The 15687-nt window shown below is 71.8% G+C and carries 11 protein-coding genes; 9 read left to right on the top strand and 2 right to left on the bottom strand.

The features are described from left to right. Window positions 1-81: 81 nt before the first annotated feature. Window positions 82-1704, bottom strand: a complete 1623-nt coding sequence (locus AB0I18_RS26710) for an NADH-ubiquinone oxidoreductase-F iron-sulfur binding region domain-containing protein (protein ID WP_363108116.1) — start codon at window positions 1702-1704, stop codon at window positions 82-84. Next, the gene (locus tag AB0I18_RS26705) at window positions 1704-3047 is read right to left on the bottom strand and encodes a cytochrome b/b6 domain-containing protein (protein WP_363108115.1); all 1344 of its coding nucleotides are present in this window, start codon (window positions 3045-3047) and stop codon (window positions 1704-1706) included. The genes AB0I18_RS26710 and AB0I18_RS26705 overlap by 1 nt, the downstream gene beginning before the upstream one ends. A 416-nt stretch (window positions 3048-3463) precedes the next feature. On the opposite strand from AB0I18_RS26705, the gene leuS reads away from it, so the two are divergent. From leuS to holA, 9 genes are all read left to right on the top strand, one after another. Continuing rightward, window positions 3464-6361 (top strand): leucine--tRNA ligase, encoded by a 2898-nt coding sequence (leuS, locus tag AB0I18_RS26700; protein WP_363108114.1) that lies wholly within the window; start codon window positions 3464-3466, stop codon window positions 6359-6361. Between the two features lie 148 nt (window positions 6362-6509). After that, window positions 6510-7250, top strand: coding sequence for a hypothetical protein (locus AB0I18_RS26695; RefSeq protein ID WP_363108113.1), 741 nt, complete (start codon window positions 6510-6512; stop codon window positions 7248-7250). 100 nt (window positions 7251-7350) lie between these two features. Then, on the top strand, window positions 7351-8196 hold the full coding sequence (locus tag AB0I18_RS26690; RefSeq protein ID WP_363108112.1) for a DegV family protein: 846 nt from the start codon (window positions 7351-7353) through the stop codon (window positions 8194-8196). A 144-nt stretch (window positions 8197-8340) separates the two neighbouring features. Then, on the top strand, window positions 8341-9396 hold the full coding sequence (locus AB0I18_RS26685) for a ComEA family DNA-binding protein (RefSeq protein WP_363108111.1): 1056 nt from the start codon (window positions 8341-8343) through the stop codon (window positions 9394-9396). 107 nt (window positions 9397-9503) lie between these two features. Next, window positions 9504-12077, top strand: a complete 2574-nt coding sequence (locus tag AB0I18_RS26680) for a ComEC/Rec2 family competence protein (protein WP_363108157.1) — start codon at window positions 9504-9506, stop codon at window positions 12075-12077. A gap of 4 nt (window positions 12078-12081) precedes the next feature. Further along, the gene (locus AB0I18_RS26675) at window positions 12082-12909 is read left to right on the top strand and encodes an arylamine N-acetyltransferase (protein ID WP_363108110.1); all 828 of its coding nucleotides are present in this window, start codon (window positions 12082-12084) and stop codon (window positions 12907-12909) included. A 173-nt stretch (window positions 12910-13082) separates the two neighbouring features. Next, complete coding sequence (locus AB0I18_RS26670; RefSeq protein ID WP_363108109.1) at window positions 13083-13964, top strand: YceI family protein; 882 nt, start codon at window positions 13083-13085, stop codon at window positions 13962-13964. 83 nt (window positions 13965-14047) lie between these two features. Next, window positions 14048-14293: a hypothetical protein gene (locus AB0I18_RS26665; RefSeq protein WP_363108108.1), complete on the top strand. Its 246-nt coding sequence runs from the start codon at window positions 14048-14050 to the stop codon at window positions 14291-14293. A 117-nt stretch (window positions 14294-14410) separates the two neighbouring features. Next, window positions 14411-15400, top strand: a complete 990-nt coding sequence (gene holA, locus AB0I18_RS26660; protein ID WP_363108107.1) for a DNA polymerase III subunit delta — start codon at window positions 14411-14413, stop codon at window positions 15398-15400. The last annotated feature ends 287 nt before the right edge of the window (window positions 15401-15687 follow it).

Below are 15687 nucleotides of genomic sequence, written 5' to 3'. Positions count from 1 at the left end.
AGTTCGGTGTCGAACCGAGTTGAACCGACTTCGTGCGGGGACATCGGCGGCCCGGTCTCCCGGGCCGTCCGTGTCAGCCGCTCAGCGGCCGCGGCCCAGAGCGCGGCGACCGCCGCCGCCACCCTCGCGCACGGCGGGCAGGTTCTGCCGCGGTGCGGCCCCGCGGGTGTCCTCCTCTAGGCGCAGGGCGAGCGCCGGGCAGCGGCGTACGGCGCGCAGCGCCTTCGCCTCCGCGTACCGGGGCACGTTCGCCTGCGCGACGGTCGGGAAGCCGTCGGCGCCCAGTTCGAAGACCTCCGGGAGGATGTCCGCGCACAGGCCGTGCCCGCGGCACAGCGTCCAGTCGACGTAGATCTTCTGGCGGCTCGGACCCTGCTCCAGCGCCGGCTGGCCGCCCGGGATACCGGTCGGGAGCTGACCGCCCTCGAAGAGCGGCAGAACGCCCTCCACGGGCCTGCCGCAGCCGTTGCCGAGGACGTGCGCGGCCAGGTCGTCCGTGAACGCCTTGATGGTCGACTCAAGGAACATCGCGGAGCCGTCCGGGTGGGAGCAGGCACCGCGCCGCTTCACGGCGTTGGCGACCTGCTTCAGCGCCTCCAGAGCGGCCGGACCACCGCCGTTGAGGATGTCCTCCATGCCGCGCGCGGCGGCGGGCAGCCCGAGGTAGCAGGGACCGCACTGGCCCGCGCTCTCCTCGGCCAGCCACTGGGCCACCCGCAGTGACTCGCCCAGCGGGCAGGTCGCCGTGCTGATCGGCAGGATCGCGCCCGCGCCGAGCGCCCCGCCCACCGCGTCCAGGGAGTTGCGCGAGACGATCGCCTCGTTGACCGTCGCCGCGTCCAGCCACTTGCCGTGGTAGCCGCCGGTCAGCACGCCCTGCGGCATCGGCGGGGCGCCGGCGAGCTGCAGGATGTAGCGCAGCGGTACGCCGGTGGGGGCCTCGATCACCATCGGGCGGGCGACCGCTCCGGAGACGGTGAGCATGACGGTGCCGGGCTCGTCGTACAGACCGGTGTTGCCGTAGCGCTCGGCGCCGATGCGCGCGGCGATCGCCAGCTGCGCGAACGTCTCGGCGTTCGACAGCAGGGTGGGCGCGCCGCCGACACCGTTCTGCGACGCGCTGGTCTTACGGCCCGGCGGGATCGCGGGACCGCCGTCGATGGAGCGGACCAGTGAGGCCGCCGCGCCGGTCACCATCCGGACCGGGTTGCGCTGCACGCGCGCGCGGATGGTCGCCCCGCGCCGGTTGGTCAGCCCGCGCTCGGAGAGCGCCGCCTCCATCGACCGCTGCGTGGACTCGCGGGTCACACCGACGACCAGCGTGCGGGCACCGAGGGCCTCGGCGACCAGCAGGGCCCCGTCCAGGATCAGATGCGGGGCACGGTTGATCATCACCGTGTCCTTGCGGCAGGCCGGCTCGTCCTCGCTCCCGTTGACGACGACCACGGGCCGTACGCCGCGACGGATGGCCGCCTCGGCCACCGAGCGCAGCTTTTTGTGGAACGGGAAGCCCGCGCCACCACGGCCCTTCAGAGAGATCCGCTCGGAGAGCTGGGCGAGCTGCTCTCCGCCCATCGGTTCGAGCGGCCCGTGCACCTTCAGGTGCATGGGCAGGTCGAGTCTCTCGACGAGATCGAATCCGGAGGTGAGCTGGGGAAGGCCCACCACTCGGACTTCGGGGACGTCGGGAAGGGCCTCGTTCACTAAAAGCCTCCGGAAGGCGCGTTCCAGGGTTCGCCGTTGCTTGGTGCCTCGAAGGAACCGGGCAGCGTTTCAGTGGCGGGACCGCTGTCGTACGTGTCATTCGGGTTGTACGTACCGAGGGGGTCGTTCGTCTCACCGGTGTTGTACAAGTCACTCCCGCCGTACGAGGCGTTGGCGGCGGGAGTGTCGTAGGACACGGTGCTGTAGGAGCCCGTGTCGTAGTTCGGTGTCTCGGCGGGGCGCGGCGGGGCTTCGTACAGGGGCGGGGAGGGGGTCGGCCAGCGGCCTGCCCCGTTGCCGTCGACGCGCGGCATCGTCTCCGTGGGCTGCGCGTCCATCGGGAACTGAATGCGCTCGGTCGGGTCGGGCATCGAGGGATCGGGTGTGCGCGGGGCGCCGGAAACGGCCCGGTACGCGGCCGCGAAGCCGCCGGTGTCCGTGAGGGACCCGGTGTCTGTGAAGGATCCGGTGTCCGTGAAGGACGCTGAGTCCTGGAGGGCGCCGCGCCGCGGGGACTCGTACAGCGGCGCCGACGGGGACGAGGACCGCTGCTGGGGAACCATCGGGTCGGGGAAGCCCGGCCGGCCACCGCTGCCCGGCAACCGGGCGTCTCCGGTGGCACGGCGTGCCTCCGAGTCCTCGCGAGGCTGCCTGTTCCCGCTGTCGAGCAGGCCCAGGACCCGCTTGGCGACCTGCCGCTTGAACGGCAGGGGCGCCGCCCGCAGGGCCAGCGCGCCCATGACGGCGACCAGGGCCAGGCCGTACAGGATCACGAAGATCGGCGCCGCCTCGCGTCCCGAGAAGAGGCCGTGGACGAGTGCGAAGCACCAGGCGGGGTAGGCCAGCATGTGCACCGCGCGCCAGCGCGCGGCGACCTGTACGGGGGACGCGAACGCGCTGCGCAGCGCGCCGGTGAGGGCGGTGAAGATCATCAGGAGGGCGGCCAGGGAGCCGAAGCCGATGAGCCCTTCGGGGCCGCTGACGCCGAGGCCGAAGGGGATCAGGGCCCCGACCAGCGTCGTGTGGTCGAGCGCGATCTTGACCGTGATGTGCAGCAGAAGGAAGCCCACCGAGCTCACCGCTGTCGCCCTGTGCACGGCCTGGGCGATCAGTCGCTGGCGCGCGTTGAGGAAGATCTGGTCGGAGGCGATGAGCCCCCAGAGCACCGAGCAGGTGAGGGAGACGAGGGACAGGACGCCCGCGCCGAAGTTGAGGAATTCGCGGAATCCGTCACCTCCGATCACGACGACCAGGGGTATGAGCAGCAATGCGGCAGCCGTCACTCCGCCCCGGACCGAGCGGCCCGGTTGGGGGAGCGTGCTGTTGTTGCGGCGAGAGTTCATTGGGGCAACTCCGAACAGTTCGGGAAAGCGGTCCCGCTGCCGCACTCTAGGTCGAGCCATACCGGAGGGTACGAGGTTTGAGTTATTGCGTTGTTATCAAAGGGCAACGAGGGAGTTGTGATGTCCCTTAGTGGCCCTTACGCGAAGTAACCTTTGACCTTTGTTCAAGTTTTGTCGACCCGGCGCGAGCGTGACACGCAGTGCCGCAGCGTAGCCGAAAGCGCGTCGCGGCCCGCTCGGTCGCTGCGGTACCCTGACGCCATGCGTGCCGTACGCCTTCTGCTTAGCGAGCCGCGCTGATCAATCCCGGCCACCGATGAATCCGTGGCCGGAATCGGCGCGGCGCCCCCTCCTGTGCGAGGGGTTTTTTCATTTCTGAGCCGCTGGCAGAGACGATCTATGGAGCTTTGAGGATCATGAGCGAGACGAATACCGCTGCCGCCTCCGAGGTGGCCGCGCCGCACCGCTACACGGCTGCCATGGCCGAGCAGATCGAGGCACGCTGGCAGGACTTCTGGGACGCCGACGGCACCTACGCGGCGCCCAACCCCAAGGGCGACCTGGCCGGCGACCCCGAGCTGGCCGCCAAGCCCAAGAAGTTCATCATGGACATGTTCCCGTACCCGTCCGGTGCGGGCCTGCACGTCGGCCACCCGCTGGGCTACATCGCCACCGATGTGTACGCCCGGTACCAGCGCATGACCGGCCACAACGTCCTGCACACCCTGGGCTTCGACGCCTTCGGCCTGCCCGCCGAGCAGTACGCCGTGCAGACCGGCACGCACCCGCGTGCGTCCACCGAGGCCAACATGGAGAACATGAAGGTCCAGCTGCGCCGGCTGGGCCTGGGCCACGACAACCGCCGGTCGTTCGCGACGATCGACCCGGAGTACTACAAGTGGACCCAGTGGATCTTCCTGCAGATCTTCAACTCCTGGTACGACGACGAGGCTGACAGGGCCCGCCCGATCGCCGAGCTGGTCGCCCAGTTCGAGAGCGGCGAGCGAGCCGTACCGGGTGTCGTCGGGCACGCGCGCGTGTGGGGTGCCCTGACCGCCGCCGAGCGCGCCGACGTCCTGAGTGAGTTCCGCCTGGCGTACGCCTCCGACGCGCCCGTCAACTGGTGCCCCGGCCTGGGCACCGTCCTGGCGAACGAGGAGGTGACCGCGGACGGCCGCTCCGAGCGCGGCAACTTCCCCGTCTTCAAGGCCAAGCTGCGCCAGTGGAACATGCGCATCACCGCGTACGCCGACCGGCTGCTGGACGACCTGGACGCGCTGGACTGGCCCGAGGCCATCAAGCTGCAGCAGCGCAACTGGATCGGCCGCTCCGAGGGCGCCCGCGTCGACTTCCCGGTCGACGGCGAAGCGATCACGGTCTTCACCACGCGCCAGGACACCCTGTTCGGCGCGACCTACATGGTGCTGGCGCCCGAACACCCGCTGGTCGAGAAGTTCACCCCGGCCGCCTGGCCCGAGGGCACACACGACGTGTGGACCGGCGGCCACGCCACCCCCGGCGAGGCCGTCGCCGCCTACCGCGCCCAGGCCGCCTCGAAGTCCGACGTCGAGCGGCAGGCCGAGGCCAAGGACAAGACCGGCGTCTTCACCGGCGTGTACGCGACCAACCCGGTCTCCGGCGAGCGGATCCCGGTCTTCATCGCCGACTACGTACTGATGGGCTACGGCACCGGCGCGATCATGGCCGTCCCGGCGCACGACACGCGTGACTTCGCCTTCGCGCGCGCCTTCGAGCTGCCGATGCGGTGCGTCGTCGAGCCCTCGGACGACCGCGGAACGGACACCACCACCTGGGACGACGCGTTCGCCTCGTACGACGCGAAGCTGGTCAACTCCTCGGGCGACGAGGTGTCCCTGGACGGCCTGGGCGTCGTCGAGGCCAAGGCGCGCATCACCGAGTGGCTGGCCCGCAAGGGCATCGGCGCGGGCACCGTCAACTTCCGGCTGCGCGACTGGCTGTTCAGCCGGCAGCGCTACTGGGGCGAGCCCTTCCCGATCGTCTACGACGAGGACGGCGTCGCCCACCCGCTGCCCGAGTCGATGCTGCCCCTGGAGCTGCCGGAGGTCGAGGACTACTCGCCGCGCACCTTCGACCCGGACGACGCGAACACGTCCCCGGAGACCCCGCTGTCCCGCAACGCGGACTGGGTCGACGTCACCCTGGACCTGGGCGACGGCCGGGGCCCGCAGAAGTACCGCCGCGAGACCAACACCATGCCCAACTGGGCCGGTTCCTGCTGGTACGAACTGCGCTACCTGGACCCGCACAACTCCGAGAAGCTGGTCGACCCGGAGGTCGAGCAGTACTGGATGGGCCCGCGCGAGGGGCAGCCGACCGGCGGCGTCGACCTGTACGTCGGCGGCGCCGAGCACGCCGTGCTGCACCTGCTGTACGCCCGCTTCTGGTCGAAGGTCCTGTTCGACCTGGGGCACATCTCGTCGGCCGAGCCGTTCCACAAGCTGTACAACCAGGGCATGATCCAGGCCTTCGTGTACCGCGACAGCCGCGGCATCGCGGTCCCGGCCGCCGAGGTGGAGGAGCGCGACGGCGCGTACTACCACCAGGGCGAGAAGGTCTCCCGGCTGCTGGGCAAGATGGGCAAGTCCCTGAAGAACGCGGTCACTCCGGACGAGATCTTCGCCGAGTACGGCGCGGACACGCTGCGCCTGTACGAGATGGCGATGGGCCCCCTGGACGTGTCGCGGCCGTGGGACACGCGCGCGGTGGTGGGCCAGTTCCGGCTGCTGCAGCGGCTGTGGCGCAACGTCGTCGACGAGAGCACCGGTGAGGTCACCGTCGTCGACACCGCGGATGCCGACATCGACGCGGACACGCTGCGCGCCCTGCACAAGGCGATCGACGGGGTGCGCCAGGACCTGGAGGGCATGCGGTTCAACACCGCCATCGCCAAGGTCACCGAGCTGAACAACCACCTGACCAAGGCGGGCGGACCGCTGCCGCGCTCGGTCGCCGACTCCCTGGTGCTGCTGGTGGCGCCGCTGGCCCCGCACATCGCCGAGGAACTGTGGCGCAGGCTGGGCCACACCGACTCGGTAGTCCACCGGGACTTCCCGGTCGCCGACCCCGCGTACGTCGTGGACGAGACCGTGACCTGCGTCGTGCAGGTCAAGGGCAAGGTCAAGGCGCGCCTGGAGGTCTCCCCGGCGATCTCGGACGAGGAGCTGGAGAAGGTGGCGCTGGCCGACGAGAAGGTGGTCGCCGCGCTGGACGGGGCGGGCATCCGCAAGGTGATCGTGCGGGCGCCGAAGCTGGTGAACATCGTTCCCGCGTAGGCGTTTCCCCGGGCCGGGCGGTGCGGTTGCCCGGCTCGGGGAAGTCCCCTACGGGCAGGTTGGGGGTTCTGCTGGAACCCTCGGCCTGCCTTTTCCGTTTACCGTGGAGAGTCGCCAGGCACTGGATGCAGGACCCGAGAGGATCGTCATGGAAGCCGTGGTCGCAATCGTGGCGTTGATCTTCGTCCTGTTCGTGGTCCTGGGCGCGTACGCGACGGTGAAGGTGGTCGGCGCCGCCAAGCGCGGGGTGAACCGCACCGTCGACCAGGCCCGCCGCACGGTGGAGGACTCCACGCTCAGGGCGAAGAGTGTCGCCCAGCCGGGACCGCAGGGCCAGCTCGCCCAACTGCGGCTTTCCTTGCGCACGTCGATGCGGGCCACCCAGGACGCGCTGCAGGCGGGCGTGGCCGAGGACGAGTCGCTGAAGGAGTCCCTCGCACTCTTCAAGCGGCTCAGCGCGCACGGCCACGAGCTGGACGACGAACTGAAGCGGCTGGAGCGCGAGCCGGACCGGGCCCGCCTCGCCGAGCGGCTGCCGGCGCTGCGGGAGCGCACGGAGCAGATAACCAAGTCGGCCGACGCACTGCGCTGGGCGGCACGCGACCGAGCCCAGCGTTTCGTGAGCGACGACCTGGACTCGCTGAGCACGCAGATCGACATGGAGGCGGGCGCACTGCGGCACTGGACGACGGAGCCGTCCCCCGAGCGCGCGGAGACCCCGCCGCCGTGGCCGGAGGCACCGGCCACGGCTGCCGCCGACCAGCAGACCTGGCCGGAGAGCCCGGGGGCCCGCACGGCCGAGGAGCCCGCCCGGCCCGCGATCAATCCGGCGAGGCAACGGCCCACGTACCCCTGGGAGAAGAAGCCCCGCCCCGAGAGCACGACCTGAGCCGGCTGACCTCATCCGGTTGACCTGATCCCGGTCGTCCGGCCGGAGGCGAGAGGGGCCGGGCTGCCGCCCGCGCGCCCCGACGGGTAATCTCCAGCTCATGTCCCGCCATGTCGCGATCGTCACCGATTCAACGGCCTACCTGCCGCCGCGGACGATGGAGCGCCACGGCATCACCGCGGTGCCCCTGACCGTGGTCATCGGTGACCGGGCGCTAGAAGAGGGCACCGAGATCTCGGCCCGGTCGCTGGCCCAGGCGCTGCAGAAGCGACGGTCCGTCACCACCTCCCGGCCCAGCCCCGAGGTTTTCGCCGAGACCTACCGCAGGGTCGCCGAGTCCGGGGCCACCGGCATCGTCTCGCTCCACCTGTCCGCGGAGTTCTCGGGTACGTACGACGCGGCGGTCCTCGCCGCCCGTGAGGCTCCGGTTCCCGTGCGGGTCGTGGACACCGGGATGGTCGCCATGGCCCTCGGCTTCTGCGCGCTGGCCGCGGCCGAGTCCGCGGAGGCGGGCGGCACGGTCGACGAGGCGGTCACCGCGGCGGAGAAGCGGGCCGCCGGTACATACGCGTACTTCTACGTCGACACGCTCGACTATCTGCGCCGGGGCGGCCGGATCGGGGCGGCGCAGGCGTTGTTCGGATCCGCGCTGGCCGTGAAACCGCTGCTGCAGCTGGACGGCGGGCGGATCGAACTCCTGGAGAAGGTACGGACGGCCACCAAGGCCATCGCCCGCCTTGAGGAGATCGTGGCCGACCGGGCAGGCAGCGCGCAGGTCGACATCGCGGTTCACCATCTTGCCGCGCCCGAGCGGGCGGCGGCACTCGCGGAACGGTTGCGGCTCCGGGTGCCGGGGCTGGCGGATCTGCATGTGAGCGAGGTCGGGGCGGTGATCGGGGCGCACACCGGGCCCGGGTTGCTCGGGGCGGTTGTCTCTCCCCGGTGAGGGGTGCCGGAGCCGGTGCCGGCGCTGGTGCGAGTGCGCCTGTTCGTTCACCGTACGGGTGACGGAGTTATCCACAACTGGGCAGTAATCCCCGGGAATTGAGCAAGATCATCGCGGCGGGCCGGGATGCCCGATTCTCGTCGCATGGCACTTCGATCACCTTCACCTTCACGGACAGCGACAGCCACCAGCGGGCCCGGCCGGAGCCCGGTCTCCGACAGCCGTACGCGACACCGCCGTCACCAGCCCTACCGGAGCAGGGCCCGTCGCCGAGCAGCCTCGGCAGAGGCGCTGCGCCTGCGCGCGGAGGCACTCTTCGCCGAACGGGCAAGAGAGCGCGGTGAGTCGAGGCATGGGCCGCCGAGGGCGCTGGATGAACCGATGTCCGCTCCCGGGTGGAGTGACGCCGGCCCGGCTGTGATCGCAAGCCCGGAACCGGAGGTGGGTGAAGACGCGCCCCGGGACACCGCCGCATGGCGGGAGCGGGCCGGGCATGCCGCCCGGGAGCGGATGCCTTTGTGGCTGCAGTCCAGGTGCGGGCTGGAGCGCAGGAGCGCGGTCGCGCTCACGGTGGTGCTCCTTGTCGCGGCGGTCTTCGCCGTGCAGCACTTCTGGTCGGGACGGACCCAGCCCGTGCGAGCGCCGGAAGTGGTGCGGGCCGCGGTTCCGTATGGGGAGGAAGGCGCGGGCCGGCCGGACGCGGCGCCGGGAGCCTCGGCCGCCGCGCAGGACCCCGCGGGCGCGGCCGGCGCCGCGATCGTGGTGGACGTCGGCGGCAAGGTGCGCGAGCCCGGTGTCCATCGGCTGCCGGCCGGTTCGCGGGTCGCCGACGCGCTGCGGGCGGCCGGCGGGGTCCGTCCCGGCACGGCCACCGACGGCCTCAACCGCGCGCGGCTGCTGGTCGACGGCGAGCAGGTGGTGGTCGGTGCGCCACCGGGCGCGGTGGGTCCGGGCGCGGCGGCAGGCCCCGGTGTCGCGGCCGGTGGAGCCGCCGCCGGTGCCGCGGCCGCTCCGGTCGGCCTCAACACGGCCACCCTGGAACAGCTCGACACGCTGCCCGGCGTCGGCCCCGTCCTCGCCCAGCACATCATCGACTACCGCACCCAGCACGGCGGCTTCCGCTCGGTCGACGAGCTCCGCGAGGTGAACGGTATCGGCGACCGCCGTTTCGCGGATCTGCAGAATCTCGTACGGCCATGACGGGCCCGGAGATTCGGGGTGCGGCGGTGCCGGGGGCGCCGCGGGCCTTCTCGGCACCCGTCGTGGCCCAGCACCGGCTCGCCGCCACTCACGACCGTCGCCCGGCCGTGCACGTCGCCGCCGGCAATCCGCTCGGTGCCGCACACCCTCGGCAGGAGGGGCCGACGGATCTGCGGCTGGTGCCACCGGCGTTGGCGGCGTGGGCGACCGCGGCACTGACATTGGACGCGCCGCCGGGGTGGGTCACCGGGTTGGCGATCACCTGCGCGGTCGTGGCCGGAGCGTTGCTGCTCACCCGTCGGAGCCGTACGCGTGGGGAGCCGGAGCCGGAGCCGGAGCCGGAGCCGGAGCCGGAGTCTGGGCCTGGGCCCGGGCGGCGATCGGGGCTGGGCCGTGGTGGCGGGTGGCGGGGCCTGTGGTGGTCGTGGCCGAATGCCTCCGTCGCCGCCGTGCTGCTCTGCGTCGCGGCGGCGGCTGCCTCCGGAGGCCTGCACGGTGCGGACCTGCGCCGGGGCCCGGTCCCGGAGTTGGCGCGTCAGTATGCCGAGGTGACCGCCGAAGCCGAGGTCACCTCGGACCCGCGCCTCACCCGCCCCCGGATCAGAGGCGACCACGCGGCCCCGACAGCCATCCTGCTCAACGCCGAGGTCCGCCGTGTCGACAAGCCGGACGGGACGGCGACGGAGACGCGAACACCGGTACTGCTGATCGTGGACGCGGGCCCGCGGGCGGCTCGTGAACGAGAGGGCTCTCCCTGGCTCTCCCTCCTCCCCTCCACCCGGCTGCGGGTGACGGCACGGGTCGTGCCCCCGCTCGGGGACGGCGACCGGATCGCGGCGGTGCTGCGCGTGCGCGGCGGCGGGCCGCCGAAGGTGGTCGAGGAGCCGTCGAGTACGCAGCGGTTCGCCGGGAAGCTGCGGGCCGGGCTGCGGGCGGCGACCGACGGGCTGGAGCCGGACGCGCGGTCGCTGTTGCCGGGACTGGTGGTCGGGGACACCTCACGGATCACGCCGGAGCTGGACGAGGCGTTCAGGGCGACCGATCTCACCCACATCCTGGCGGTGAGCGGCGCCAACTTCACGATCGTCCTCGCCCTGCTCATCGGGCCGGCCGGCCGGGCCCAGCACGCCGAGCGACGCGGACTCGCGCCCCGGCTCGGCATTCCGCTACGGGTGACGGCCCTGCTCGGCGGTGTGCTCACGCTCGGCTTCGTGATCGTGTGCAGGCCGGACCCCAGCGTGCTGCGAGCCGCGGCCTGCGGAGCGATCGCGCTGCTGGCCATCGCCACCGGCCGCCGCAGGTCCCTGATCCCGGCGCTGGCCACCGCGGTGCTGGTGCTGGTGCTGTACGACCCCTGGCTGGCCCGGAGCTACGGCTTCCTGCTCTCCGTGCTCGCGACCGGTGCCCTGCTCACGCTGTCTCCGAGGTGGAGCGCCGCGCTCCGGAGACGCGGAGTGCCGCCCCGACTGGCCGAGGCACTGGCGGCCGCGGGTGCCGCGCAGGCGGTGTGCGCGCCTGTCGTCGCCGTCCTCTCGGCCCGGGTGAGCCTGGTGGCGGTGCCGTGCAACCTGCTGGTGGAGTTCGCGGTCGCGCCGGCCACGGTGCTGGGCTTCGCGACGCTGGCCACGGCTCCGTGGGCGATGCCGGTCGCCAAGGCGCTGGCGTGGTGCGCGAGTTGGCCCGCCGGATGGATCGCGGACATCGCCCGCACGGGGGCGGCCCTGCCCGGCGGGGGAGTGGACTGGCCGGGCAGCTGGACGGGCGCGCTGCTGCTCGCGTGCGCCATCGCCGTGGCCCTGCTCGTCTTCCGGAGGCTCCTGAGGCACCCCTGGCTGAGCGCTGCCTGCGGAGTGCTGCTTCTGCTCGTGCTGGTGCAGCCGCCTCCCCTCACGCGGGTGATCACCGGGTGGCCGCCGCCCGGCTGGAGAGTCGCGATGTGCGATGTGGGGCAGGGGGACGCGACGGTGCTCGCGGCGGGCGACGGCACCGGTGTGGTGGTCGACGCGGGACCCGACCCGATACTGGTGGACCGCTGTCTGCGCGCGCTCGGCATCACACGCATCCCGCTCGTCGTGCTGACCCACTTTCACGCGGACCATGTGGCGGGCCTGCCGGGCGTGCTGCGGGGGCGTTCGGTGGGCGCGATCGAGACGACGGGCTTCGCGGAGCCGCTGGACCAGGTGGAGTCCGTCCACCGGCAGGCCGCGGCCCGCCGCATCCCGGTGACACCGGCGGTGGCGGGGGAGCGGCGCCGTACGGGTGCGCTCGACTGGCAGGTGCTGTGGCCGCCACCGCGCCCGGCCCCGGGACCCGAGGGCGCGAACGACGCGAGCGTCACGCTGCTGGTGCGGTCGGCCGGGCTGACGCTGCTGATGCTCGGAGACCTCGAACCGCCCGCACAGCAGGCGCTGCTGAGATCACCGGCCGGGGCAGGACTGGGTGCCGTGGACGTTCTCAAGGTCGCCCATCACGGGTCGGCCTACCAGGACCCGGAGCTCATACGCCGGGTGGCGCCACGCCTCGCGTTGATCAGTTGCGGTGCCGACAACCCCTATGGACACCCGGCACCGAGCACGCTGGCGGCGCTGCGGGCAGGGGGCGCGGAGGTGCTGCGTACGGACGAGGGAGGAGCGGTCGCGGTTGCCGGATGGGGGGATCGGCTGCAGGTCGCGCGAGACTGAGGTCATGAAACCCGCACAGGCCGATGCCTACCTCCGCCGAATCGGCGCCGCCCACCCCGCCTGGCCCACTGCCGACGTACTCCGCGAACTCCAGCTGCGGCATCTGCTGACCGTGCCGTTCGAGAACCTGTCGATCCACCTCGGCGAGAAGATCGTGCTGGAGGAGGAACGGCTCGTGGACAAGGTGGTGGGCGCCCGGAGGGGCGGCTTCTGCTACGAACTGAACGGGGCGTTCGGGGCGTTGCTCGGGGCGCTGGGCTTCGATGTGACGCTGCTCGCGGCGCGGGTGTACGGGGAGGAGGAGCGGCTGGGGATTCCGTACGACCATCTCGCGCTGCGGGTGCGGACGGTGGACGGAGGCGACTGGCTGGTCGATGTCGGGTTCGGGGCGCACAGCCACTACCCGCTGGCCATCGAGGAGCGGGGCGAGCAGGCGGATCCGGGCGGTGCGTTCCGGGTGATCGTGGCCGGGGCGGATCCGGCCGGAGTGCAGGGCAGCGCGGGGCTGTTCGGGGACCTCGAAGTGGTGCGCAACGGCCGGTCCCAGTACCGGCTGGAGAGCCGGCCCCGGGTGCTCGGCGACTTCGCGGCCGGAGCCTGGTGGCACAGCACCTCCCCTGTGTCGCACTTCACACAGTCGCTGGTCTGTTCGCGGGTCACCGAAGACGGCGGGCGGATCACGCTCAGCGGACGCACGCTCACGGTCACCAGCCCGGACGGCGAGAAGACGGCGTCGGATCTGGCCATGGACGAGGAGGTTCTGGAGGCGTACCGGGAGAGGTTCGGGATCGTGCTGGAGCGCGTCCCGGTAGTGAGGAAAGTGAGTGCTTGAGTGGAGGACATAAGCGGAACGGCTAATTCGGGGTACTCATGCATAGTCCCAGCACATGTGCCGGATTCCCGCTATGTGGTCGAGTCTTGCCTCGAAAGTCGCATCAGTGGTCGAATGCCTCCTCGACAACAGGTGAATTCACGTCGTTCAGGTCGCGCGAGGGTGTGTCGCAGATGCTCGGCAGGTGGCTGGGAAACCGTACGAACCGGGCGCGACGGGCGGGTGGTCTCGCCGCTGTACCGATGCCCGCCGGGGCCGGAGTGCTCAGCTGCCGGGTGCTTGATCCGGTCCGGCAGCCGGTGCCGCACGCGGAGTTCGCGGTCATGGACGCCTCGGGACGCAAGGTGGTCGGCGGGGGACTGGACCCGTTCGGGTCCTTCATAGCGACGGTTCCCGCAGGTGAGTACCGGATCGCGGTGTCGGCCGAGGGCTACGCCCCCTACCGGGCGGACGCCACGGTCACCGAGAGCATGGTGGTCTCGCTCGGCGATGTGACCCTGCACGTCTCCCGGCCGCCCGCGCTGCCCGGGCCGGGGGACTGGGAGATCGAGCCGACGCACTCCTCGATCGGGTTCACCGCGCGGCACATCGGGCTGGCCAAGGTGCATGGGCGGTTCAACACCTTCGCGGGTGTGATGCGCATGGCCGAGCGCATGGAGCAGTCGGCCATGCACGTGATCATCGACGCCTCGTCCATCGACACCAACGTGAAGATGCGGGACGATCACCTGAGGTCCGGGGACTTTCTGGACGTGGACCGGTTTCCGACGCTGGAGTTCTACAGCGACCGGTTCGTGTACAAGGGCGGCAACCGGTGGGCGGTCACCGGGGCGCTGACGCTGCACGGGGTGACGCGTACGGTCACGCTCGACACGGAGTATCTCGGGGTCGGCAACGGTATGGAGGGCGAGGTGCGGGCGGCCTGCCGGGCCACCACCGAACTGCGCCGCGACGACTTCACGGTGAGCTGGCAGACGATGCTCGCGCGAGGCATCGCCGTGGTCGGCCCCAGCATCCGGGTCGCCCTGGATGTGCAGGTCGTACCCAAGAGCTGACCGGGGATCGCCGGTCGGCCGACCCCGACCCCGCCCCCCCGGCCCTGGTTCAAGATGCCGCACGCGTACCGGAAAATGTCCCCGTGAGTGACGTGAGACATGTGCTGGTGCTGCCCGACCGCGATGCCGCCGAGGAGGCGGCACAGGCGCTCGGGGAGCGGTTCAGGCTCGACGAGGAGCCGCAGCTCGTACGGGACGCCCTGGCTGGTGAGGACGACGCCGAGGACGCGCAGTGGCTGCTGGTACTGCGGGACGCGGACGGCCGGCTCGACGCCGGGCAACTGGACGAGTTCGCGGGCGAGTGGGACGGCTGGCGCGAGGAACCGTGAGCCAAGAGCCGTGAGCCACGAGCCGTAACCGTCCCCCGCCCGCCCCCGCGCCCCCCGCCCTCCGGTCGATCACCGGCCGGAGCCCGTTGTCAGTGGTGCGTGGGATGCTTGACCGCGATGGCCAGGAACTCTGCACACGACAACCCGCTCGCCCCCCTCACGATCGCCGTGGGGCAGGAGGACCTCCTGCTCGACCGAGCCGTGCAGGAGGTGGTGGCCGCCGCGCGGGCCGCCGACGCGGACACGGACGTACGGGACCTCACGTCGGACCAGTTGCAGCCGGGCACGCTGGCCGAGTTGACGAGTCCGTCGCTCTTCGCCGAGCGCAAGGTCGTCATCGTGCGCAACGCGCAGGATCTGTCGGCCGACACGATCAAGGACGTGAGGGGGTACCTGGGCGCTCCCGCCGAGGAGATCACGCTGGTGCTCCTGCACGCGGGCGGGGCCAAGGGCAAGGGCCTTCTCGACGCCGCGCGCAAGGTGGGGGCGCGAGAGGTCGCCTGTCCCAAGATGACCAAGCCGGCGGACCGGCTGGCCTTCGTGCGCAGCGAGTTCCGTGCGCTGGGGCGGTCGGCCACACCGGAGGCGTGCCAGGCCCTCGTCGACTCGATCGGAAGCGATCTGCGGGAGCTGGCGTCCGCCGTGACCCAGCTCGTCGCGGACGTCGAGGGGACGATCGACGAGGCCGTCGTCGGGCGCTACTACACCGGGCGGGCCGAGGCCTCCAGCTTCACGGTGGCCGACCGGGCCGTCGAGGGGCGGGCGGCGGAAGCGCTCGAAGCCCTGCGGTGGTCCCTGTCGACCGGCGTCGCCCCCGTGCTGATCACCAGTGCGCTGGCGCAGGGTGTACGGGCCATCGGCAAGCTCTCCTCCGCGCGCGGGGGGCGTCCCGCCGACCTCGCCCGTGAGCTGGGTATGCCGCCCTGGAAGATCGACCGGGTCCGCCAGCAGATGCGGGGCTGGACCCCGGACGGTGTCGCGGTCGCCCTCCGCGCGGTCGCGGACGCCGACGCCGGTGTCAAGGGGGGCGGCGACGACCCCGAGTACGCCCTGGAAAAGGCCGTCGTCACCATCGCCCGAGCGGCCCGCCACCGCAATCAGCCATAACCAACCTTTTCCTCGCCCCCGCCGCCCCTACCCGTCCCATCCCAGGGGGCTGCGCCCCCAGACCCCCTAACCCCGAAGGGGTGCCTCGGCCCGGTGCGAAGAGTGCAAGCCCGGTGGGGGCTTGTCGCGCAGTTCCCCGCGCCCCTGACGGGGCGCCCCCGCGGTCGCGACTCAACCTGGGGGCGGGGCCGTGCCGGTACGTCATGCCCGTCGCGTAGGGCTCCCGCAAAAGAGCCCGACCTCCCAACTGACAGCCGTATGCCCGGAAGGCGACGGGCAGACGTACC

This window comes from Streptomyces sp. NPDC050704 (assembly GCF_040654355.1).
Taxonomy (GTDB): Bacteria; Actinomycetota; Actinomycetes; order Streptomycetales; family Streptomycetaceae; genus Streptomyces.
The sequence above is the reverse complement of the archived record's forward strand: the minus strand, read 5'-3'. Positions and strand labels throughout refer to the sequence as shown.